Annotated in this window: 20 protein-coding genes; all 20 read left to right on the forward strand. The window is 45.8% G+C overall.

All coding sequences use genetic code 11. The annotated features are described in order from the left end of the window. Positions 1 to 367: 367 nt before the first annotated feature. The 20 genes from ispE to yabQ all read left to right on the forward strand — a co-directional run bounded on the left by ispE (position 368) and on the right by yabQ (position 24,407). Entirely contained in the window at positions 368 to 1,231 is an 864-nt protein-coding gene (gene ispE, locus JSY36_RS19580; RefSeq protein ID WP_205167663.1) for a 4-(cytidine 5'-diphospho)-2-C-methyl-D-erythritol kinase, read from the forward strand. A gap of 75 nt (positions 1,232 to 1,306) precedes the next feature. Next, entirely contained in the window at positions 1,307 to 2,119 is an 813-nt protein-coding gene (gene purR / locus JSY36_RS19585; protein WP_205167664.1) for a pur operon repressor, read from the forward strand. Positions 2,120 to 2,237: 118 nt separating this feature from the next. Continuing rightward, positions 2,238 to 3,416, forward strand: coding sequence for an acetyl-CoA C-acetyltransferase (locus JSY36_RS19590; protein WP_205167665.1), 1,179 nt, complete (start codon positions 2,238 to 2,240; stop codon positions 3,414 to 3,416). 67 nt (positions 3,417 to 3,483) lie between these two features. Then, entirely contained in the window at positions 3,484 to 5,535 is a 2,052-nt protein-coding gene (locus JSY36_RS19595; RefSeq protein WP_205167666.1) for a sigma-54-dependent Fis family transcriptional regulator, read from the forward strand. A 387-nt stretch (positions 5,536 to 5,922) separates the two neighbouring features. After that, positions 5,923 to 7,503, forward strand: coding sequence for an acyl CoA:acetate/3-ketoacid CoA transferase (locus tag JSY36_RS19600; protein ID WP_272873339.1), 1,581 nt, complete (start codon positions 5,923 to 5,925; stop codon positions 7,501 to 7,503). Between the two features lie 31 nt (positions 7,504 to 7,534). Then, the gene (locus JSY36_RS19605) at positions 7,535 to 8,824 is read left to right on the forward strand and encodes a GntP family permease (RefSeq protein WP_122901981.1); all 1,290 of its coding nucleotides are present in this window, start codon (positions 7,535 to 7,537) and stop codon (positions 8,822 to 8,824) included. A gap of 36 nt (positions 8,825 to 8,860) precedes the next feature. After that, positions 8,861 to 9,601: a 3-oxoacyl-[acyl-carrier-protein] reductase gene (fabG, locus tag JSY36_RS19610; protein WP_205167688.1), complete on the forward strand. Its 741-nt coding sequence runs from the start codon at positions 8,861 to 8,863 to the stop codon at positions 9,599 to 9,601. A gap of 268 nt (positions 9,602 to 9,869) precedes the next feature. Next, positions 9,870 to 10,160 (forward strand): septation regulator SpoVG, encoded by a 291-nt coding sequence (gene spoVG, locus JSY36_RS19615; RefSeq protein ID WP_122901977.1) that lies wholly within the window; start codon positions 9,870 to 9,872, stop codon positions 10,158 to 10,160. A 407-nt stretch (positions 10,161 to 10,567) separates the two neighbouring features. Continuing rightward, entirely contained in the window at positions 10,568 to 11,932 is a 1,365-nt protein-coding gene (gene glmU / locus JSY36_RS19620; RefSeq protein WP_205167668.1) for a bifunctional UDP-N-acetylglucosamine diphosphorylase/glucosamine-1-phosphate N-acetyltransferase GlmU, read from the forward strand. Positions 11,933 to 11,972: 40 nt separating this feature from the next. Continuing rightward, positions 11,973 to 12,926 (forward strand): ribose-phosphate diphosphokinase, encoded by a 954-nt coding sequence (locus JSY36_RS19625; protein WP_122902032.1) that lies wholly within the window; start codon positions 11,973 to 11,975, stop codon positions 12,924 to 12,926. Between the two features lie 164 nt (positions 12,927 to 13,090). Next, complete coding sequence (locus JSY36_RS19630; protein WP_205167669.1) at positions 13,091 to 13,747, forward strand: 50S ribosomal protein L25/general stress protein Ctc; 657 nt, start codon at positions 13,091 to 13,093, stop codon at positions 13,745 to 13,747. Between the two features lie 507 nt (positions 13,748 to 14,254). Next, entirely contained in the window at positions 14,255 to 14,815 is a 561-nt protein-coding gene (gene pth, locus JSY36_RS19635) for an aminoacyl-tRNA hydrolase (RefSeq protein WP_122902030.1), read from the forward strand. Positions 14,816 to 14,910: 95 nt separating this feature from the next. Further along, complete coding sequence (locus JSY36_RS19640) at positions 14,911 to 15,141, forward strand: anti-sigma-F factor Fin (protein WP_122901971.1); 231 nt, start codon at positions 14,911 to 14,913, stop codon at positions 15,139 to 15,141. Positions 15,142 to 15,280: 139 nt separating this feature from the next. Next, positions 15,281 to 18,835, forward strand: a complete 3,555-nt coding sequence (gene mfd / locus JSY36_RS19645) for a transcription-repair coupling factor (protein ID WP_236785208.1) — start codon at positions 15,281 to 15,283, stop codon at positions 18,833 to 18,835. Positions 18,836 to 19,136: 301 nt separating this feature from the next. After that, the gene (gene spoVT / locus JSY36_RS19650) at positions 19,137 to 19,676 is read left to right on the forward strand and encodes a stage V sporulation protein T (RefSeq protein WP_205167670.1); all 540 of its coding nucleotides are present in this window, start codon (positions 19,137 to 19,139) and stop codon (positions 19,674 to 19,676) included. A gap of 200 nt (positions 19,677 to 19,876) precedes the next feature. Next, complete coding sequence (locus tag JSY36_RS19655; RefSeq protein WP_205167671.1) at positions 19,877 to 21,493, forward strand: putative polysaccharide biosynthesis protein; 1,617 nt, start codon at positions 19,877 to 19,879, stop codon at positions 21,491 to 21,493. 2 nt (positions 21,494 to 21,495) lie between these two features. Continuing rightward, the gene (gene yabN / locus JSY36_RS19660; RefSeq protein WP_205167672.1) at positions 21,496 to 22,962 is read left to right on the forward strand and encodes a bifunctional methyltransferase/pyrophosphohydrolase YabN; all 1,467 of its coding nucleotides are present in this window, start codon (positions 21,496 to 21,498) and stop codon (positions 22,960 to 22,962) included. 59 nt (positions 22,963 to 23,021) lie between these two features. Next, complete coding sequence (locus JSY36_RS19665) at positions 23,022 to 23,297, forward strand: RNA-binding S4 domain-containing protein (RefSeq protein WP_122901962.1); 276 nt, start codon at positions 23,022 to 23,024, stop codon at positions 23,295 to 23,297. A 208-nt stretch (positions 23,298 to 23,505) separates the two neighbouring features. Next, positions 23,506 to 23,814: a sporulation protein YabP gene (gene yabP, locus JSY36_RS19670; protein WP_183163968.1), complete on the forward strand. Its 309-nt coding sequence runs from the start codon at positions 23,506 to 23,508 to the stop codon at positions 23,812 to 23,814. Continuing rightward, positions 23,811 to 24,407 (forward strand): spore cortex biosynthesis protein YabQ, encoded by a 597-nt coding sequence (yabQ, locus tag JSY36_RS19675; RefSeq protein WP_205167673.1) that lies wholly within the window; start codon positions 23,811 to 23,813, stop codon positions 24,405 to 24,407. Before yabP ends, yabQ begins: the two co-directional genes overlap by 4 nt. Position 24,408 lies beyond the last annotated feature (1 nt).

Here is a 24,408-nt window from a genome sequence, read left to right on the forward strand (position 1 = left end):
TTTGTAATTTCGATTATGATGCATCAAAAGGTCCTCCTCTTGGTGTATTGGGTTCGCAACCTGCATCATAACGGAGGACCTTTTTTTGTGCAAGAGGCCACTTCACCTACTAACAGGAATGCTCCTGCGGTAGTGGGGGCCAGGCAAGACCCCGCAGTGCGTCCACTGAAAAAGTCAAAGTCTCGTTATTAAAAAAGTGTTGATTGGAGCGCAATGAGCAGAAATCACCACCTGAGTTTAACAGAGCCTTTGACAAAGGAAATAATTACGCCATTTTTCCGGCAAAACTGGTTCACCTACCCGAGTAATGGTAAAATAGCGAAAGCGACAACGTTCGGGAAAATGCCAGAAAAAGTAGGTGGATGACGTGCATCGAATTGTGAAAGCACCAGCGAAAATTAATTTGACACTTGATGTATTGAGAAAACGTAACGACGGTTACCATGAAGTTGAAATGGTCATGACAACTGTGGATCTGGCCGATCGTATACACTTAACTGTTTTACCGGAAGGAACGATGACCATTGATGTGGATAAGGGATTTGTTCCGAGCAATGAACAAAACCTTGCCTACAAAGCTGCAAAACTTCTGAAAACACGATTTAACGTTCAGGAAGGTGTACATATTTATATTGAAAAAAACATCCCGGTTTCAGCGGGGCTTGCGGGGGGAAGCACAGATGCGGCTGCGACGTTAAGAGGCCTGAATGATTTATGGAATCTCGGTCTCAGTCTCGATGAGCTCGCGGAACTTGGAGCTGAAATTGGTTCCGATGTTCCTTTCTGTGTTTACGGTGGTACAGCCATTGCAAGGGGGAGAGGCGAAAAGCTTGAACACATCCCTGCGCCGCCGCCGTGCTGGGTGGTCCTTGTTAAACCGCCGATGGGTGTATCAACCAAGGATATATATGGAAAGTTAAAAGTGGATTCACTGAAACATCCGGATACAGCCAGCATGGTTGAGGCGATCAAAGAAAAGGATTTTAACCGTATTTGCAAAGAGCTTGGAAATGCCATGGAAGAAGCGACGTTTTCTTTGAATCCCGAAGTACTCAACTTGAAGAAGCGGGTCAAGGGATTTGGCGCCAACGGTGTACTGATGAGCGGGAGCGGGCCGACGATTTATGCCCTTGTTCAAAATCAGTCCCGGGCAGACCGGATCTATAATGGACTGAAAGGGTTTGTGGATCAGGTTTTTGTTGTGCGTCTGTTGGGGTCCCGTCACGAATAATCAGATACGTTTGTAAAATCCGTACAATAATGATATATTAACTATAAATATTCGGGTTTTACACGGAGGTTAACGATGAAATTTCGCAGAAGCGGGCGGCTGGTGGATATGACCCATTATTTAATGGATAATCCCCACCGGCAGGTGCCTCTTACTTATTTTTCTGAGCGTTACCATGCGGCTAAATCGTCCATCAGTGAAGATTTGTCAATTGTAAAAGAGATGTTTGAAGCTAAACAGATTGGCACTCTGGAAACGGCTGCAGGAGCTACGGGAGGAGTTACGTTTATTCCGAGGGTGGATAAATCGGAAGCAACGACCTTTCTTAACGGCCTGTGCGAACGGCTGGAGGATCCGGAAAGGATTCTTCCCGGCGGCTATTTATACATGATGGATATTATCGGAGATCCGTCTCTGGTTCAGTCAATCGGACGTATTTTCGCCTCCCGCTATCGTGACGGGGAGGTTGATGCCGTCATGACAATGGCTACAAAAGGCATCCCTCTTGCCTATGCAGTAGCTGCACAGCTCAATGTACCGGTGAGTATCGTGCGCCATGAACACAGAATTACAGAAGGTTCCATTGTGAGCATCAATTATGTTTCAGGTTCTAAAAAGCGGATCCAGACAATGTCTTTGGCAAGACGAAGCTTAAAGCCCCAGTCCAACGTGCTGATCATTGACGACTTCATGAAGGCAGGGGGAACGATCCGGGGAATGATGGAGCTTGTGAGCGAATTCCAGTCAACGGTGGCGGGGATCGGTGTCCTGACCGAAGCGATTCATGATGAGGAGCCCCTCGTGGATGACTATGTGTCATTAACGAAGATTTCTCAGGTGAATGCAAAAGAAAAAACAATTAAAGCTGAAATCGGAAACATTTTCTGACCGGCAAAACAAAGACCGTTCCTTTAAAATGAGGAGCGGTCTTTGTTGTTTTTCTGGCACAAAACTTGCATTAGATACAGGGTGAAACTTCACTTTTAATCTACAGGAGGAATCTAATATGAGAGACGTTGTTATTGTAAGTGCTGCACGGACCCCGATCGGCAATTTTGCAGGAGGACTGAAAGATAAGTCAGCTGTGGAGCTTGGAACCATTGCTGCTGAAGGTGCCATCGAAAGAGCAGGTATCGATCCTTCAATTATTGATGATGTACTGATCGGGAATGTCCTTTCAGCGGGACTTGGGCAGAATGTTGCACGCCAGATCTCCCTGCACGCAGGACTCAAGGATACGACGCCGGCTGCAACGATAAACAAGCTTTGCGGTTCGGGACTGAGAACGGTCAGTATGGCAGCCCAATTTATTGCACTTGGGGATGCAGACGTTATTTTAGCCGGAGGAACGGAGAGCATGAGTAATGCCCCTTATGTATTGCAAAATGCAAGGTGGGGACAGCGCATGGGTGACGGCAGAATGATTGACACGATGCTTCGTGACGGGCTCACCGATGCATTTAAGGATATTCACATGGGAATGACAGCAGAAAATATTGCTGAGCGCTGGGAGCTGTCCCGTGAAGACCAGGATGAGTATGCACTAACGAGCCAGCAAAGGGCGGAAGCAGCTCAAAAAGAGGGGCGGTTTGATGAAGAAATCGTACCTGTAGAAATCCCCCAGCGTAAAAAAGAAGCCCTGATCGTCAAAGACGATGAATTTCCAAAGCACGGAATGACGCTGGAGAAGCTCGCAAAGCTCCGTCCGGCCTTTAAAAAAGACGGAACAGTGACTGCAGGGAATGCGTCCGGTATTAACGATGGGGCTGCAATGGTGATTGTGATGTCAAAAGATAAGGCAGACGAGCTCGGTATTGAACCCCTTGCCACCATCACATCCTACGGCAATGCAGCGCTGGATCCGGATATTATGGGATACGGTCCCGTTCCGGCTACAGAGAAGGCGCTAAAACGGGGGGGCCTTTCAATAGACGATATGGACCTTATTGAAGCGAATGAAGCCTTCGCTGCACAGTCACTATCGGTGACAAAAGACTTGAAAATGAACCGGAAAAAAGTGAACGTGAACGGAGGCGCGATTGCTCTGGGGCATCCAATTGGAGCTTCAGGAACGCGGATACTTGTGACCCTGCTCTATGAAATGAAACGCCGTGATGCCAAACGCGGACTTGCGACTCTTTGTATTGGCGGTGGCCAGGGGACCTCTCTGATTGTAAGCCGTTAACATAAAGCAGGGCCAAAGAACCCGTTTTTTTGCTATACTGATTTTGACGGACTGAGGAGGTGGGAGCATGAACGAGGGCGTACCGGCAAAAGCAGCAATGAAAAAACCCCCTGTTATTTTATACACAGATGAAAGCATGCAGGAAGCAGCGGCGAAGATGTATCACATGAAAAATTACGATGCCCCTGTAGTTGATGATGCAGGCCGTGTGGTAGGAAGCTTGTCTGGTGATACGCTTATGACAGCAATGATGAAAGGGCTCTCACCTCAGACGAAAGTAGAAGAGATGATGGAAAGGCAGGTATCTGCTGTTCTGGAAGGTGACCTGCCCCTTCCGTCATTTAAGTGGAATCCGGCAACGATACCGGTTGTAAATGAATCGCGAAATCTAACAGGGATTTTATATCCTGAAGAATGGTTTGCGGCGGTGGAAAAAGACGCAAAACAGACGAGGGATATTCTTGAAGCTCTCCTGAACGGCGAAGAGGAAGGAGTTGTCGTAATCGGGGACGGCCACAAGGTGATCTTCTCCAACAGGCAGGCCGAAAAGCTCCTCTCTATTCATTCCGGAGACCGGATCACGGATGTGCTGGATAAAAACAAGATCACAGATGTATTATCTGATCAATTATCAGAAGAGACTTATTCTTTTTATATAAAAGATAAGAAGATGCGTGTGAAAAAGCAAACGATTACAGCCGGTAAAAAAACGTTTATTGCTCTTTGGTTCAAAGAAACGGCCCCTTCTTTTACGAATGGAGAAGAAGAGGGTTGGAAAGAAAAAGCAGAGCAGATGGAAACCATCCTCGAGCTTGCCTACGACGGCATCATTATGGTGGACAGGCACGGAGTCATTACAATGATCAGTAAGGAATATGCTTCTTTTCTGGAAATGGATGAACAAGACATCATCGGGCGGCACGTGACCGATGTGATCGAACATACCCGCATGCATATTGTGGCTGAAACAGGAAAACCGGAAATCGCGGACATACAGCCGATTAAAGGGGATTACATGGTGGCCACCAGGCTGCCGATCTTTAAGGACGGCAAGCTTGAGGGAGCAGTTGGGAAGGTACTGTTCAAAAACCTCGGCGGATTTAAAGCGTTGAAAAAGCGGATGGAAAAGCTCGAAAAGGAGCTCGCGAACTACCGGGGAGACTGGAACGAAACAAACCGGGCGAAGTATCAGTTTGATCAGCTCATCGGAACGAGCTGTGAATGGACGAAAGCAAAAGAGCTGGCGTTAAAGGCATCTGAAACGGAGTCCAGTGTCTTACTCCTAGGAGAAAGCGGGACGGGGAAAGAGCTTTTTGCCCATGCGATTCATAATGCCAGTCCACGTTCGCCGGGTCCGTTTGTAAAAGTGAACTGTGCTGCGATACCGAATGATCTGATCGAAAGTGAATTGTTCGGTTACATCGAAGGGTCGTTTACAGGGGCAAAGCGCGGGGGAAAGAAAGGGAAGTTCGAAGCTGCTGACGGAGGTACGATCTTTCTTGATGAGATTGGTGAGCTGCCGATTCATATGCAGGTAAAGCTCCTCCGGGTATTACAGGAGCGGGAGGTAGAGAAGGTCGGTGCTACTTCGGCAAAACCAGTGGATATCCGTGTCATTGCTGCCACTAACCGCAACCTCGAAAAAATGATCGGAGAAGGGGATTTCCGCCTTGACTTGTTTTACCGGTTAAATGTATTTTCCATTCACATCCCTCCTTTAAGGAAGCGGCCGGAAGACATTGAACAGCTTGTCCCCTATTTCCTGAAAAAGCTCTCGTTAAAGCTTGGCAAGGAAGTGAAATATATAGACCGCACGGCGATGGATACCCTCGTCAAATACAACTGGCCGGGTAACACCAGGGAGCTTGAAAACGTGATCGAGCGGACGGTGAATGTGGTTGATTCCTATCAGACGATCACCTCTGTACACCTGCCTGATAAACTTACCGGCGTAAAAGTAAAGGAAAAGCCTGAGCCTCTCAGCGAACAAATGCGGGAGGCGGAAAAACAGGCGATATTACATGCACTTCGCTATACAGAAGGAAACAAATCGCAGGCAGCCAAACTTCTCGGTGTAAGCAGAACAGCACTGTATGAAAAAATAGCCAGAATGAAGTAACGAGAGCGTCTCATCAGGTGACAGTATACCTGATGAGGCGCTTTTTTTGTGCAAAATTGGTTCTCCTGATTAAAATATTGACGTTAGAAGTACCTGTAAACAAGGAATACATAAAAAAGATAAATTTTTTTGTCGGAATAAGACCGAAATAACCATTTCATCAGCAAAAGTGTAATGTAAAACGAACATAAACATAAAAACGGTTCATTATTGTAAAGAAAAACGAACACTAAAAATGAAAGCGCTTAAACAAATGTTCGGAATTATTTACAATTGCGTTGGTTTTTTGTCATTTTGTGAACGTTTTGTGGCTTTTTTGTTTAAAAAAGCTGGCACTGATCTTGCATATTATTTGGGCACAACCAAAATGAGCAGGAGGCCATGCACATGAGTAAAGTGATGACAGCTAAAGAAGCCGTAAAGAAAATAGAAAGCGGTTCCATGATTGCCACGGGGGGATTTGTCGGAAACGGGCACCCTGAAGAGCTTACCCAGGCACTGGAAGAGCGTTTTCTTGAAGAAGGAGCACCAAGAGATTTATCTCTCGTCTATGCTGCGGGACAGGGTGACGGCAAAGACCGGGGGCTTAACCACCTTGGTCATGAGGGGCTTGTAAAAAGAGTCATCGGCGGTCACTGGGGGCTTGCACCAAAACTTCAAAAGCTTGCTATTGAAAACAAAGTCGAAGCGTATAACCTTCCCCAGGGGGTTATTACTCACCTCTTCCGTGACATTGCAGCCGGAAAGCCGGGAACACTTTCCCATGTCGGGCTCAGAACATTTGTAGATCCGAGAAACGGCGGAGGGAAAATTAATGAGTGCACAAGTGAGGACTTGGTTGAACTTATGACTGTAAGGGACCGGGAGTATTTGTTTTACCGGACGTTCCCTGTTCATGTCGCAATCATCCGTGCTACCTACGCGGATGAGTTTGGAAACGCTACCATGGAAAAAGAGGTAGCTAGCCTTGAGATTTTATCAATGGCCCAGGCTGCAAAAAATTCAGGGGGAATTGTCCTTATGCAGGTGGAAAAAGTGGTGGAAAACGGAACCCTTGATCCCCGCATGGTGAAGGTACCCGGGATTCTCGTGGACGCAGTGGTGGAAGCGAAGCAGGAGAACCATATGCAGACGTTTGCGGAAGCTTATAACCCAACCTATTCAGGAGAAGTGAGAGTCTCACTGGATAAATTAAAGCCTCTTCCTTTGTCCGAACGTAAAGTCATTGCCAGACGCTCAGCTATGGAACTGATTCCAAATGCGATTACAAACCTTGGAATCGGTGTACCTGAGGGAGTAGCGTCGGTTGCCAGTGAGGAAGGGGTCATTCATAACATGCGTCTTACTGTGGAATCAGGACCGATCGGGGGGATCCCTGCAGGAGGCCTGAGCTTTGGAGCTTCCACCAACCCTGATGCCATTGTGGACCAGCCTTATCAGTTTGACTTTTATGATGGAGGCGGTCTGGATCTTGCTTTTCTCGGACTGGCCCAGCTTGACCAGGAAGGAAACGTCAACGTAAGTAAATTCGGCACAAAAGTAACAGGAGCAGGAGGGTTTATCAACATTACCCAGAATGCCAAAAAAGTTGTTTTTTGCGGTACGTTTACAGCCGGAGGACTTAACGTCTCCATCGAAGACGGAAAACTGTCGATTCTGCAGGAAGGAAAGATTAAAAAATTCGTCCGTAATGTTGAGCAGGTTACCTTCAGCGGGCCTTACGCGTTTGAAACACAGCGGCCGGTTATGTATATCACGGAGCGGGCAGTTTTTGAACTAGGTCCCGACGGGCTTGTATTAAAAGAAATCGCACCGGGTGTTGACCTTGAAAAGGACATCCTGAATCAGATGGATTTTGAGCCGGTTATTTCCGAAGAACTGAAACCGATGGATATGAGTATTTTTCATAATGAAAAGATGGGACTCGGTACTCTTTGTACACCGAAAAAAACGTTAAGCGAAGTGTAAAAAATAAACGATAACAGGGAGGGGAAAAGCAATGTTTGGTATTTTACTAGGTTTAGCATTACTGATGTTTTTAGCCTATCGGGGCTGGTCAATTATCTGGGTGGCTCCTATTGCAGCAGGGGTAGTGGCTTTAACAGGAGGGCTTGATCTCCTGGATGCCTATACCGATACGTACATGCAGGGGTTTGTTGACTTTGCCAAGACGTGGTTTCCGGTATTTATGCTCGGGGCCATTTTCGGGAAGTTGATGGAAGATACCGGAATGGCCAAGTCCGTTGCCATTGCGTTAACGAAAGTGATTGGGACTCAGAGAGCCATCCTCGGTGTTCTCGTGTCTGCCGCTGTTCTTACATACGGTGGTGTGAGCTTGTTCGTTGTTGTATTCGCTGTCTATCCTCTTGCTCTTGCGCTGTTCAGGGAGGCGAACATTACAAGACGTCTGATCCCGGCAACAGTAGCCCTTGGCGCCTTTACCTTTACAATGACAGCACTGCCGGGTACACCGCAGATTCAGAACCTGATTCCTACAACGTACTATGGAACGACGGCCATGGCGGCTCCGGTTATGGGGATATCTGCTGCCATCGTAATGGCAGTAGGCGGCTATCTGTACCTCCGCTGGCGTGAACAGAAGCTCACAGCTGCAGGGGAAACCTATACAGAGCCGAAAGATAAGAAGGTTGTTGAGGAAGAGGAAGACGGGAAAATCCCGAACGTTTTATTATCGTTTCTCCCTCTTGTAATCGTAGTCGGAACATTAAACGTGTTTGGGCTGGATATTGTTATTGCTCTTATTATCGGTATTTTAACGATTATGCTGTTAAACATTACGAAGTTCAAGAATTTCACTAAGGCGATTAATGGAGGAGCGAGCGGCTCTGTTATTGCCATTATTAATACAAGTGCGGCAGTTGGTTTTGGTGCGGTCGTACGGGCTGTTCCGGGCTTTGAACGTATGACGGAGCTTGTGTTGAGTGTTCCTGGTAATCCACTGATTTCCCAGGCAGCAGCAATCAACGTTCTGGCAGGGGCCACGGGCTCTGCATCAGGGGGGATGGGGATTGCCCTTGAAGCTCTCGGAGAGCAGTATTACGAGATCAGTATGGCAACAGGCATTCCGCCTGAAGCCTTCCACCGTGTCGCCTCCATTGCATCTGGGGGGCTGGATGCCCTGCCTCATAACGGGGCGGTTCTGACGCTTCTTGCCATTACGGGACTGAGTCACAAGGAATCGTATAAAGACATTTTCGTCGTCGGTGTTGTTATTCCGGTCATATCTGTTTTTGTTGCGATTCTCGTATCTATCGTGGGATTGCTTTAAGTTAAATACACAAGTAAAAAATGAGGAGAGATCATGATGAGACTTGAAAATAAAACAGCCATTATTACAGGAGCGGGCCGGGGAATCGGGAAAGAAACAGCTCTTATATTTGCAAGAGAAGGAGCCCGGATCGTTGTAGCAGATCTCAATGAAGAGGATATCTCTGAAGTTGTAAAGGAAATTGAGAAAGCCGGTGGGACTGCTGTTGCGGAAGCAGTCAATGTCACGGACCGGGAAGCCGTGCAGGAAATGATTAATAAGACAAAAGATTCCTGGGGCCGTGTTGACATTCTCGTCAACAATGCAGGCATTACAGCCGATGCGCAGCTTCTGAAAATGGAAGAGTCCCAGTGGGACCGGGTGATCGATGTAAACTTAAAAGGAGTGTTTAACGCAGCCCAGGCAGCAGCTGCTGTAATGAAAGAGCAGGAGGGCGGGGTTATCCTTAACGCTTCTTCTGTTGTCGGCACATACGGCAATTTCGGACAGACAAACTACGCAGCCACCAAATGGGGTGTAAACGGGATGACCAAGACGTGGGCCAAGGAACTGGGACGTTTCAATATAAGGGTAAATGCGGTTGCACCTGGATTTGTCCTCACACCAATGACAGAAAAAATGCCTGAAAAGGTTCTTGAAATGATGAAAGAAAAGTCCGTACTTAAAGATCTTGCCAAGCCCGAGGACATTGCCTGCGCTTATTTGTTCCTGGCTTCTGATGAAGCAAGGTTTATTACCGGTGAAATTTTAAGTGTTGACGGCGGTGTGGTTATTTAAGCAGCACCTTTTCGGTTTACATTCGTTGATAATAAGTAATCCTATAGCTTCTCCTTAAGTCGATGACTATGATATGCAACCCCGGCTGCCAAAAGGCATTTGCCGGGGTTAATTTATAGTAAAAACGATGCAAGCCAAAGGTTTTAGAGGCGGAAAATTAAAACGATTACATTTTTTCAAATTTAATTAGGAAAAATAGAAGGAATTTTCCAACAAACGTTGAATTTGTTAATCAAGAATTTATTATACGGAAAAGGTGGTGGCAGATATGGAAGTAACAGATGTGAGACTGCGCCGTGTAAACACGGAAGGTCGTATGCTCGCTATCGCATCTATTACCATCGATGATGAATTTGTCGTGCATGACATTCGCGTAATCGACGGAAATAATGGCATGTTTGTAGCAATGCCGAGCAAGCGTACTCCAGATGGTGAGTTTAGAGACATCGCGCACCCGATTTCCTCTCGTACAAGAGAGAAAATCCAGTCAGCTGTTCTTGCAGAGTACGAACGCGCTGGAGAGGAAGAAGTAGAATACGAAGAAGCAGGTGCTTCTTAAAATTATTGCAGCGGATATAACCCGGTCACTCAGGAGACCGGGTTATTTTTGTACGCTTTCTGCAGGCTGTTTTTGTATCAAAGTCTTACTGTCAGAGGAAGAAGCGCTGTAATTCGATCAAAACCGGGTATAATTCAATCGATAATGAAAATAATTCTGTCGCAAAAGCGAAAAATTCTACCGAAAATCCTATTAATTCTGTCATAAGGAAATCACGCAGGGAAGAAGCGCTGTAATTTTATGATGGAATTAATTCTGCTGCAATTTGATTTCACCTTAAGTGCGAGGTATTCGATATCAGGTACATAGAAGATCATGGAAAACCCGGTAATCTAGTAAGCTTCCTTGAAATATCGCTAGTTTTAAGATATATTCATTAGTGGAAAAACGCACCCTGGAGGTATTTTATGAGTAAACGGTTCGCGGTTATTTTAGCCGCAGGTAAAGGAACACGAATGAAGTCCGATTTGTACAAAGTGCTGCACCCTGTATGCGGGAAATCGATGGTTCAGCACGTGGTTGACCAGCTTAAGGGCTGTGAGGTTGAAAAGACAATTGCTGTTATTGGCCATGGAGCTGAACTTGTAAAAGAACGGCTTGGCGCTGATGCTGAGTATGTCCTTCAGGAAGAGCAGCTCGGAACGGGTCACGCTGTTATGCAAGCCGAGTCTTTACTTGCGGGTGAAAAAGGAACTACCGTTGTTTTGTGCGGGGACACACCGCTGCTCACTCAGGATACCATTAATGCTTTACTTCAATACCACGAAGAGCAAGGGGCTAAAGCAACTGTGCTTACAGCCATTGCAGAAGATCCTTCTGGGTATGGGCGTGTACTGAGAGACGCAGATGATGCTGTCAAACGAATCGTTGAACATAAAGATGCAAATACTGAAGAGCGAAGTGTAAAGGAAATTAATACAGGAACGTACTGCTTTGATAACGAAGCGCTGTTCGAAGCACTTACCCATGTAAATAATGACAACGTCCAAGGGGAGTATTACCTGCCGGATGTAATCGAGATTCTTCAAAAGCAAGGGGAGCTGATTGCAGCTTATCAGACACCTGATTTTGATGAAACGATGGGTGTAAATGACCGTGTTGCTTTGTCACGGGCAGAGCAGGTCATGCAAACACGAATTAACGAAAAACACATGAAAGCCGGAGTCGGAATGATCGATCCGTCAAACACGTACATTCACTCAGACGTGGAAATCGGAAAAGACACACTTCTATATCCCGGTGTTGTTCTTGAAGGCAGCACTGTAGTTGGAGAGCAGTGTGTCATTGGTCCTCACTCGGAAGTTAAAAACAGCCGGATTGGAAACGAAACAACCGTGAAGCAATCGGTTGTTCATGACAGTGAGGTCGGAAAAAGCGTTGCGATCGGACCATTCTCGCACATCCGTCCTGAGTCAGACATCTCTGATAATGTCAGGGTCGGCAACTTTGTTGAGATTAAGAAAACAAAGATGGGACAAGGAAGCAAAGCGTCTCACCTGAGTTATCTTGGCGATGCTGAGATCGGTGATGGTGTGAATGTAGGGTGCGGATCGATTACTGTGAATTATGACGGTAAGAATAAGTACCTTACGAAAATTGAGGACGGAGCATTTATCGGCTGCAACTCAAACCTCATTGCACCAGTAACTGTAGGCCAGGGGGCTTACGTTGCAGCAGGGTCTACCATAACGGAGGATGTACCGGGTGAAGCGCTGGCTATTGCCCGCGAACGTCAGACGAACAAAGAAAACTACGTAAAGAAAGATAAATAACCCTACTCAAAAATTTTTAAACATTATGGAGGTAAGTGCTATCATGTCTCAGTACGTTGATGGAAAGCTTAAAGTATTTACGTTAAACTCAAACCCGGAACTCGCTCACGAAATTACAAATCATATCGGAATTGAAATGGGGAAGAGTTCGGTTTCCCGCTTCAGCGACGGTGAGATTCAAATCAACATAGAAGAAAGTATTCGTGGCTGTGATACTTACGTGATTCAGTCTACATCTTCTCCGGCAAACGAGCATATCATGGAACTTCTTATTATGATCGATGCTCTAAAGCGGGCGTCTGCAAAAACGATCAATGTAGTTATGCCGTATTACGGATACGCCCGTCAGGACAGAAAGGCACGCTCACGTGAACCTATCACAGCGAAACTTGTAGCCAACCTCCTTGAAACAGCAGGTGCAACGCGCGTGATCGCCCTTGATCTACACGCTACGCAAATCCAAGGATTCTTTGATATCCCTGTCGATCAGCTTGTTGGTGTACCAATTCTTGCTGATTACTTTGAAGGAAAGAACTTTGACGATGTGGTTATCGTTTCTCCTGACCACGGTGGCGTTATCCGCGCCCGTAAGATGGCAGACCGACTGAAAGCGCCGATTGCGATTATTGATAAGCGCCGTCCGAAGCCAAACGTAGCAGAAGTCATGAACATTGTCGGTAATGTTGAAGGAAAGACTGCCATTATCATCGATGATATTATTGATACTGCAGGAACGATGAGTCTTGCGGCAAACGCATTGGTTGAATCGGGAGCAAAAGAGGTGTACGCTTGTTGTACACACCCTGTACTCTCTGGTCCCGCCATGGAGCGCATTGAAAACTCAAAAATCAAAGAGCTTGTTGTAACAAACACAATCAACCTCCCTGAAGAAAAGAAAACAGGGAAGGTTACAATGCTGTCTGTTGGGGAATTGTTAGCTAAGGCGATCATTCACGTCCACGAGCAGCGTTCTGTAAGTAAGCTTTTTGATTAAGCTGTTAAAAGCGTTGATTAAAGCGTAAATCAACATCTGACTTTAACAGAGCCTATCGGGCGACGAAGCAGCTGAGAAAGAACAGCGATCAAGTCAAAGTATGGTTTCAAATCATTCATAGTAGGGTAAAACAGTATTATACGAAAAGGATGAGGTGACTAGACATGGCAACAGTATTGCAAGCAGTAGACCGAAAGGATTTACGAGGTTCAAGACTCAATAAGATTCGTCAATCAGGAGGCATTCCAGCCGTATTATACGGTAAAACACTAGATACAACTCCTGTCACAGTAGATGAAATTGAATTCATCAAAACTTACCGTGAAGTAGGTAAAACCGGCGTATTCAAGCTTGATAAAGACGGAAAAAAATATGATGTTATGATTTATGACATGCAGGTTGACCGTATTAAAAACGAGTTCATCCACCTGGATTTCTACGCAGTAGATATGAAGAGTGAACTTGATGCTGATATCCCGGTAAACCTTACAGGTGAAGCTAAAGGAGCGAAAGAAGGCGGCGTCGTGCAGCTGGCTGCATACGAGCTTTCCGTAAGAGCTCTTCCGGCCAACCTTCCGGACTCCATCAATCTTGATGTTTCAGACTTGGATATTAACGATTCCATCCAGGTTAAAGACATTAAAGGTGTCGGAGAATTCGAATTTAACAATGATCCTGAAGAGGTCGTTGTATCCGTATTACCTCCAACTGAGGAGCCTGAAGAACCAGCAGCAGAAGAAGGTGCGGAGCCTGAACTTGTGGATGCTGAAGAAGGCGACGGAGAAGGTAACGAAGAAAAGAGCGAAAACAACGAGTCTTAATAAACGATCAGCGGAACTGAGGTATAACCAACGTGGTTATGCCTCTTTTCGCCTTGAATGAAGAAGTGGTATTCTTAAAAATTGTTTTTTGTAAAAAAAGAAGACGCAGTTGAAATGCCCGAAACTCCTGCCGTTGTGGAGGAGGTTAACCAAAAAGTCAAACTTTGAAATTTATGTCACCGTTTTAGAGTTGTGTTTTCGCAAAACAACACCTTATAAATAGGCTTGGTTTTTTACGATTGGTTAAAAGTATGCTGATTTAAAAGTCGTTGATTGCAGCGAATGCGCGACACTCCAGCGGGAGTAGGAGGCTCACCGGTGCCCCGGAAAGGGAGCGCAAAGGAGCGGAAATCAATGTCTTCCTTTAACAGAGCCTGCTTTAACTGTGTTCATCAAAGCATGAAGTAAAACCTGAACGTCCATACATAACCCGGAACAAAGGAGGCTTTTATGTTTTTAAAAAAGTGGTTCAGCAAAAGCAGTGAAGAAGAAAGTGAGGTCACAGCTATGAAACTTATCGTCGGTCTTGGAAACCCCGGCACAAAATATGACGGAACACGGCATAATGTAGGATTTGAAGTCATTGACCGGTGTCAGGAAAAACTTAACATTGATCTTACCCAGAGTAAACACAAAGGCATTTACGGTTCTGCCGGAATGGGAACAGAGAAGATTTTCTTATTGAAGCCACTCACCTATATGAACTTATCGGGAGAGTCTGTTGCTCCTCTCATGAATTTTTATAAAATGACCCCGGAAGATATTCTTGTTGTTTATGATGACCTGGATCTTGCCCCGGGAAAAATCAGACTCAGACAAAAAGGCGGAGCTGGCGGACACAATGGCATTAAATCACTCATACAGCACCTCGGTACGGATCAGTTTAAAAGAATCCGGATTGGAGTAGGCAGGCCTGATCACGGACAGGCCGTTACAGATCATGTTCTTGGGCGTTTTTCTCCGGATGACCGGAAACTGATTGATGAAGCTGTAGAGAAAGCAACAGACGCCTGTGGTGCCTGGACAAAAGAGCCATTTAATCAGGTTATGAACGAATTTAATAAGTAACCATACCCGAAGTGCAGTTGAAATGAATAGCCCGTATTTTCTCCGTTCATACTATTACAGGGAGTTGCTGCATAGTTTTGTGAGGAGGATACATGATGGCTATTCATTATCAATGCCGCCATTGCGGTACTAAGCTGGGAACCATCAGTGAATGGACGGCGGATGAAAAAACATTAGGGTTTCATATGCTGGACGAAGAGGAACGGGAGAATATGATACGTTATGATAACCGTGGAGATATCCACGTGGATACGATCTGTGAAGATTGCGAAAAGACGTTGTCGGATCATCCCGATTACCACCAGTATGAATCCTTTCTCCAATAAGGGATAAAACGGCCAGCCTCCGTATACCGGTGGCTCCAAGCTTTGGCAGCTTAAGCCAAAGCGTTTTTCTGCTTTAAGATAAAGACTGGATGACTGCTAGAATAGCAAGTACCCGGATATTACAAGGGGGGAAATCACCTTGAAAGGTTTAATAGAATTATTTGGCCAGGGAGATGACGTAGCAAGCGTAACGGACGGAATAGAGGCGAGCTTGTCAGAACAGATGGTAGCAGGGCTTACGGGCTCGTCACGCTCTCTTTTACTGGCTTCAATCTATCAAAAAACAAAGGGTTCGCAGCTTATTGTGACCCACAATCTGTATCAGGCACAAAAGCTGTACGATGATCTCACATCTCTAGTAAATGATGAGAATATCTTCTTGTACCCTGTAAATGAATTAATTGCTTCTGAGATTGCCGTTGCTTCTCCTGAAATGAGAGGACAGCGGATTGAAGCGCTTAATCACTGGACAAATAACAAGGCTGGTATTGTCATTACGCCTATGGCCGGCCTGAGGCGCCTGTTACCTCCAAAAGAAGTGTGGGCGCGCTGTCAGGCAGAGGTGAAGGTAGGGGAAGACCTGGATCTTGAAAGTGTTCTCGCCCGCTTTGTTTCCATGGGTTTCACACGCACAGACATGGTTTCTTCACCTGGAGAATTCAGCGTGCGCGGAGGAATTATCGATATTTATCCATTAACTGAAGAACACCCAATCCGAATTGAACTCTTTGATACAGAGGTAGACTCGATTCGGCATTTTGACGTGGAAACACAACGCTCATTGAATCAGACTCAGCACGTTTGGATCGGCCCGGCAAAAGAAGTGCTCGTAGATGATGAACATTTTGCAAACGGCGCTTCCCGTCTTGCAGCGGCTCTTTCAAAAACACTGACAAAGATGAAAGACGCTAAAACCAAGGAGCTGACTTCGGAAAAAGTCGGTGAAGAAATCGGATGGCTGAAACAACAAACACCATTTGATTCGATGTACAAGTACATGGCTTTTTATTATGACAAGAAGACGACACTTCTCGATTACCTCCCCGAAGACGGAGCAGTGTTTATTGATGAAATCAGCCGCGTACAGGAAATGGCTCAGAATCTTGACAAGGAAGAGGCTGAATGGCAGACAACGATGCTGAGCCAGGGAGCCACTGTCTCAGATCTTGTCATCTCAAAGCCCTGGAGCGAACTGATGGAAAAAACGGTAGTGCCAAGAGTGTACATGAGTTTGTTTTTACGCCATGTACCTTCAACGGCCCCGAAGAATATCGTTAACTTCCAGGCCAAGTCCATGCAGAACTTCCACGGTCAGCTGCATCTGCTTAAGACAGAAGTTCAGCGCTGGAAAGAGGCGGAAGCCCGCATTTTGTTTGTAGCAGGAGACAAGGACCGTGCAGAACGGATGAAGCAGGTCCTTTCAGACTATGACATCGAAGCGGGTATCATGGCCGGTGAAAACCGTCCTGCACCGGGAGAAGCTCTCATTACAACAGGCCAGATAACATCCGGTTTTGAGCTTCCGATGCAGCGGATCATCATCATTACAGAGGAAGAAGTTTTCACGAAGAAATCTCGCCGTCCAAAACGAAGCCGTCAGAAACTTTCTAACGCAGAGCGGATAAAAAGCTACTCTGAACTGAAGGTCGGCGACTGGGTCGTTCATATCAATCATGGAATCGGAAAGTACCTGGGGATCGAAACACTGGATATCGGCGGGATTCATAAAGATTATATGCACATCACCTACGCAGGCGATGACAAGCTCTATGTGCCGGTAGACCAGATTGATCAGGTACAGAAATACGTGGGTTCAGAGGACAAAGAACCGAAGCTTTATGCTCTCGGCGGAAGCGACTGGAAAAAAGTCAAAAAGAAAGTCCGTTCCTCTGTTGAAGATATTGCAGACGATCTGATCAAGCTTTATGCGGAACGGGAGTCCAGTAAAGGGTTTGCATTCTCAGAAGACAGTCTTGAACAGCGTGAATTTGAAAACTCTTTCCCATATCAGGAAACAGAAGATCAGCTTTCAGCTATCGAGGAAATCAAAAAAGATATGGAACGGGACCGGCCGATGGACCGCCTTTTATGCGGGGATGTTGGTTATGGAAAGACCGAAGTTGCTCTTCGCGCCGCTTTCAAAGCAATTATGGATGGAAAACAGGTAGCCTTTCTTGTACCGACGACCATCCTTGCCCAGCAGCATTACGAAACCATTCGCGAACGTTTTCAGGATTTCCCGATTAATATCGGTCTCATGAACCGCTTCCGCTCAAAGAAAGAACAAAAGGTAACGGTCGAAGGTCTAAAAAAAGGATCGATGGATATTGTAGTCGGAACCCACCGCCTTTTATCGAAGGACATGGAGTTTAAAAACCTCGGTCTCCTTGTGGTAGATGAAGAACAACGGTTTGGCGTGACCCATAAAGAAAAGATAAAACAGCTGAAGGCAAATGTCGACGTACTCACGTTAACAGCAACACCGATCCCGCGGACGCTTCACATGTCCATGCTCGGGGTCCGTGATCTCTCTGTTATTGAAACGCCACCGGAGAACCGGTTTCCAGTTCAGACTTATGTGGTGGAGTACAACGAGGCTCTTACCCGGGAAGCGATTGAAAGAGAACTGGCCAGGGGAGGCCAGGTATTCTTCCTCTATAACCGTGTAGAGGATATCGAAACGATGTCGGATAAGATCGCTACCCTTGTTCCTGATGCCTCCGTCCGCTTTGCCCACGGGCGAATGACTGAGACAGAACTTGAAAACGTGATGCTTGATTTCCTTGAAGGAAACGCAGACGTCCTTGTGACTACGACCATTATTGAAACCGGGGTGGATATTCCTAATGTAAACACCCTTCTCATTTATGACGCCGACCGTATGGGTTTGTCCCAGTTGTATCAGCTCCGTGGCCGCGTAGGCCGTTCCAACCGGGTAGCGTATGCGTACTTCACCCACCAGCGGGATAAGGTGTTAACGGAAGTTGCGGAAAAACGTCTGCAGTCGATTAAAGAGTTCACGGAACTTGGCAGCGGATTTAAAATTGCCATGCGTGACTTGTCCATACGCGGGGCAGGTAACCTTCTTGGGGCAGAGCAGCACGGATTTATTGCGTCTGTCGGGTTTGATCTTTATTCCCAGATGCTCAAAGAAGCCATCGACGAGCGCAAAGACGCGGTTAAAAGCGGCGGCAGGGAAGAAACGAAGAAAAAAGCAAAGCCTGAACTTGAAGTGGATGTTAAGGTGGATGCCTATATACCGGAATCCTATATTCCTGATTCCAAGCAAAAGATTGATATGTATAAACGCTTTAAAGAGCTTGAAACACAGCGGGATATCCTTGATCTTCAAAATGAAATGATAGACCGGTTCGGTGATTATCCTAAAGAGGTAAAATTCCTGTTTCAAGTGGCAAAAATTAAAGTACACTCCTATCAGGAGCAAGTACAGTCCATTGTGGAAAAGAACAACGAATGTAAGGTGATCCTGTCACCTGAAGCAACGAAGGGGATCGACGGGTCGAAGCTTTTCAGCCTCGTCAATCAGATCTCCCGGAAGATGAACCTGTCTATGACAGGCAATTCCATTACGATTCACATTAAGAGAAAAACATTAAAAGACGATGAATACCTGAATGCTCTTGAAAAAGCGTTATCACAGCTTGATGAAGTCCGTAAAGAGCCGGTAGGGTAAATAAGCAGGGCTAATCATAAGTGCCACCTTATGATTAGCCCTCTTTTTGAAAAAATTGTCTAATTCCCGATAAATGGATCTGCACGGACGCGAATTTACCATTATATCCCTAAATAAACGCTTTGCAACGATAAATGGAATATGTTTTCCAATGAAAGCAGGCAGATACGCAAATTTATTCTACAATTGGTGAATAGTTCTTTTTATTAGTTGGATAATAAGTACAAGCTTAAGCTGGCAAAGAAACATTGCTTGCACAACATCTACGTGATTACATCAAGGAAAGTGAGGCAACGCATGTATGAAGGCAACTGGAATTGTTCGTCGCATTGATGATTTAGGCCGGGTCGTCATCCCGAAGGAAATTAGACGCACACTGAGAATTCGTGAAGGAGACCCTCTTGAGATCTTCGTTGACCGTGACGGGGAAGTAATCTTAAAGAAATACTCTCCGATCTCCGAACTGGGGGATTTCGCAAAAGAATATGCGGAAGCACTTTACGACAGCCTGAGTCATCCTGTACTCATCGCTGATCGTGATACGTATATCGCAGTGGCAGGCGGTTCTAAAAAAGACTATGCAAATAAAAGCATTGGCGACCTTGTTGAATCAGCAATGAATGACCGTAAAACCCTGATTGAAACGAGTGCGGGCGAGTACAACATCGCAGGAGAAGCAAAGGACAATTTGAGCGGGTATGTTATTGCCCCGATTATTGCCAGCGGAGATCCGATTGGTGCAGTGGTACTTCTCGCAAAGGAGAGCGCCCAGATGGGAGATGTAGAGAAGAAACTTGCAGAAACAGCAGCAGGGTTCCTCGCTCGTCAAATGGAACAATAATACTTCATAATCATTGAAGGGGAAGAGAGCTATCAAAACAAGGTAGCTCTCTTTTGTCTGTCCTTAAAATACCTGCCCTGCACGTCTGTGCAGTCCCTGACGATGTACTGCCGGCGTGTATGTCCCGGGAAATATGCTATAATAATCAAATAAAAGTCAGGGGTATCTAAGCCCCGCAAGTGTGAACGGGTGTGCAGAAGATGGATCAGACAGCAGACAGGAAACAAAAAGAAAACGCCGGTAAACAAAACAGACAGTCATTTCTTAAGGGCGCTTTATATCTGTCCCTTGCTGCTGTAATTGTAAAAATATTGAGCGCAGTATATAAAGTCCCTTATCAAAACATTACAGGAGACGTTGGTTTTTATGTCTACCAGCAAGTATACCCGTTTTATGGAATAGCCTTAGTCCTGGCTACATATGGTTTTCCTGTCATTATTTCGAAGCTCGTTGCAGATGAATGGGAGAAAAGAGGAGCAGAAGGTGTCAAAGGGCTGCTTATTGTTTCTTTGACTGTGGTGGCTTGTATAAATTTGGTTCTTGGCTTGCTTCTCTACTCCAGTGCACCAGCTCTTGCGGGATGGATTGGAGATGATCAGCTGGCGTGGCCTCTCAGAGCAATGGCGGCACCCTTTCTCATCATGCCTTTTGTTTCTGTTTTAAGAGGTTACTACCAGGGAATGCAGTGGATGACTCCTTCAGCCGTATCCCAGGTTGTCGAACAGAGTGTCAGGGTGGCTGCTATTCTGCTTCTCTCCACCTGGGCAATGCAGCATTACGGACCTTATGAAGCGGGTGTCGCCGCCGCACTCGGTTCCTTTTTTGGTGCAGTGGCCGCGCTTTTTGTACTCACAGCCATGTCAGAGAAAAGAGGCTTGAGTAATAAGAGGGCCGTTGTACAATGGAGGAAACATACGAAAGCGATTGCTGCAGGCGGTTTTTTTGTCTGTATCAGCGCTATGTCACTGGTTCTGATGCAGTTGATCGACGCATTAACGATGGTCCGCCTGCTGGGACATGGAGGAATTGATGGAGAAATGATTCCTGTATTAAAGGGGATATATGACAGAGGGTGGCCGATGGTTCAAATGGGAACGGTCATCACAACATCGTTTTCTCTCAGCCTTGTTCCTCTGGTGGCAAAAGCTGCTTACTACAACGATGAAATGAAGATGCGCCTTTATGCTGTCCGTTCATTAAAAATAGGGACAATCTTTGGAGGGGCATCTGCTGCAGGACTTGCAGTGATCATGCCGTCCTTGAATCCTATGCTTTTCACAGACAGAGAAGGGGAGCTGGCATTGCAGATTCTCAGCATGACCGTTTTTCCAGCTTCTGTTTTTCTTACGGCCGCTGCCGTCCTCCACGGCGTAGGAAAAGGACGTATTTTACTGATCGCTGTATTCACAGGAATGATAGTTAAAGGGGTACTGAATGTTATTCTTGTTCCTTTTCTTGATATTACCGGAGCGGCTGCAGCTGCCCTCATCAGCTACCTTGCAGTTGCAATAATTGTACTTGTTTATTTAACAAAAGCAGGATTACTTCGCATAGAGAAAAAAACAGTAACAAAAGGCTGGGTTTTAGCGGCGGCCCTCCTGATTACGACGGCTGCGGCCTGGCAGTTTGTCTGGCTCGAGGGCGTTGATACGCGAACAGGATTTGCTTTCACTGCATTGTCTTCATCGGTGATTGGTGGGACTGCCTTCCTTATCGCCGCTGTGAAGTTAAACCTATTCAGGAATGAAGAGTGGAAGGACATTCCCAAATTATCTTCAATCATTTCAAAATTGGAACGGAAAAAAGGAGCTGACTGACAATGGCCCGCACAATAACCGTATTAGGCCTCGGTGCCGGGGATCTCAACCAATTACCTGTTGGTATTTACAAAAAGTTAAAACGAGTTTCTTCATTATATGTACGCACAAAAGAGCATCCGGTTCTGCGCGAACTTAAGGAAGAAGGGCTGAATCCGGAAAGTTTTGATCATATATATGAAGCAAAAGACCAATTCTCTGATGTTTACAGGGAAATTACAAGGGTACTCTTTGAGAAAGCAAAGGATGAAGATATCGTCTATGCTGTACCGGGTCACCCTTTAGTGGCGGAAGAAACCGTTCAGCGACTCCTTAACGGTGCATCTGCTCACGGTGTGACTGTAACCGTTGAAGGCGGACAAAGTTTTCTTGATCCGGTATTTGCTTCTCTTAAGGTTGATCCGATTGAAGGGTTTCAGTTAGTGGACGGCACGGCCTTAAAGCAGGATGAGCTGCAGCTGCGCCACCACATCGTTATCTGCCAGGTGTATGATGCCTTTATTGCATCTGAAGTTAAACTTACATTAATGGACGTTCTTCCTGATGATTACCCTGTAACGGTAGTAACAGCAGCGGGAAGCTTGGAGGAAGTGTTGACAGAAGTTCCCCTTTACGAGCTTGACCGTGTAACGTCTTTGAACAACCTGACTGCAGTATACGTACCGCCGGTAAAAGATGAAGCGTTGCTTACCCATGAATTTGGGAAACTGCGCAGTGTCATTGCTACCCTTCGCGGTCCGGATGGATGTCCCTGGGATCGAAAGCAAACCCACGAGTCTCTGAAGCCTTACCTCCTGGAAGAATTGTATGAAGTTCTTGAAGCGATCGATGAACAAAATGAGGATCATCTTGCTGAAGAGCTTGGAGATGTTCTTCTTCAAGTCATGCTCCATGCACAGATCGGGGAGGACAGCGGCTATTTCACGGTTTCTGATGTGATAACATCAATTACGGAAAAAATGATCCGCCGCCACCCTCATGTGTTCGAGACTGCAGAAGCAGATGATCCTGAAGCTGTCGTGACGCAGTGGGAGAAAATCAAACAGGCTGAAAAAGAAGAAAAAGGAATGTCTGAAGGTCTTCTTGACAGTATACCGAAATCACTTCCAAGTCTTCTTCGGGCATACAAGGTGCAGAAGAAAGCAGCGAAGGTTGGTTTTGACTGGGGCGATGCACAACCAATGCACGAAAAGCTCCGGGAAGAGCTGGCTGAATGGGAGCAGGAATTATTGAAGGAAGACAAAAAAGCAGCAGCTGAAGAGTTTGGAGATGTTCTGTTTACTATTGTGAATATCGCACGCTATTATAAGATCGAACCGGAGGAAGCGCTGCGTATGACTAACGAAAAATTCGTCCGCAGATTCAGCTTTATAGAAAAAACCCTGCAGGAGTCAGGGACTGCCTGGGAAAAGCATACCCTGGAGGAGCTGGATGCCCTTTGGGACAGAGCAAAAGAACAGGGGTTATAATGGATCTGTTTAACAGCAGCACATACAAATATTGAAGGGTGAGGAGAGTGGCAGCAGCCATGAGAATCGATAAATATTTAAAAGTTTCAAGACTGATCAAAAGAAGAACAATGGCAAAAGAAGTTGCGGAACAAGGACGGATTACCGTCAACGGTCAAACTGTGAAAGCTGGTGCGAATGTTAAAGTAGGGGATGAAATTTCGATCCGCTTCGGCCAGAAAATTGTAACAGTAACAGTAGACAGGCTTGAAGAATCAACGAGAAAAGATGAAGCGGCGACCCTTTATACGTTAGTAAAAGAAGAGTCATTAAGAGACGAACAGTCTGAAATTTAATAAGTCAACAAAGATCTTTAACACAGTCATCGCATTAAAAGAAAAAAATGCAGTCCGTGTAAACCCGAGTTTCATATCATCAGATGAAGGGTACTGATATGGGGACTGTTCTACATAACATAGGCTTGTTTTTTGCCACCATGGGGCTTGTTCTATTCACCCGACCCGGCACATAGACTTTACCAAAGAGTCTGGGGAGGGTAATTCCATGAATCAATCATACGAATTTATGTCAAGTGGACAAGGGCGACAGCAAAAAGACCACAACATATCGATGAAAGGCAGAAAAACCCTGGAAATTACAGGGGTAAAGCAGGTGGAAAGCTTCGATAACGAAGAGTTCCTTCTGGAAACGGAAATGGGATACTTATCAATCCGAGGTCAGCACCTTCAGATGAAAAATCTGGATGTTGATGAAGGGAATGTTTCCATTCAGGGAAGAGTGGACGATCTTGTGTACCTGGATCAGCATAGTGGTGATAAATCCAAAGGGTTCTTCGGGAAGTTATTCAAGTGACCCTAGAAGTACAATTTGAGACGATGCTGATCATGACAGTGATGGGCATCTGGCTTGGGGCGGCGATGGACACGTATCACCGGTTCCTCGGCAGCCCCCGCCGGTTCAAGTGGACTCATCTCATCAATGATCTCTTTTTCTGGTGTGCTCAGGGCCTGTTTCTTTTCTATGTTCTTCTCAATGTGAACGAAGGTGAGATGAGATTTTACGTTCTTCTCGCTTTGCTGCTTGGCTATGCAACGTACCGTGCCCTGCTGCAGACAGTGTACCGCAGCATTCTCGAATCGCTCATCCGCTTTACCGTTGCCTTTTATCGATTTACAGTCAGGCTGATCGTTGTACTGGTCATTACTCCGGTAAAATGGTTATTGCAAGTTGTACTGGCCTTATGTATGATAATATTATCCACAATATGGAGAATTGTTTACTTTTTACTAAAGGTTATTATTGCTCCGTTTCGCTGGGGACTCGAAAAAGCCGGAGTACGGTTTACATTCCTTCTGAAATGGAAGAAGAATCTCTATACATTTTCAGAAAAAATAAGGGATCTGTTCAGTAAGCTACTGAACTGGTTTAAAAAAAGAAAGAGGTGAA

The organism is Alteribacter salitolerans, assembly GCF_016901055.1.
Lineage (GTDB): Bacteria > Bacillota > Bacilli > Bacillales > Salisediminibacteriaceae > Alteribacter > Alteribacter keqinensis.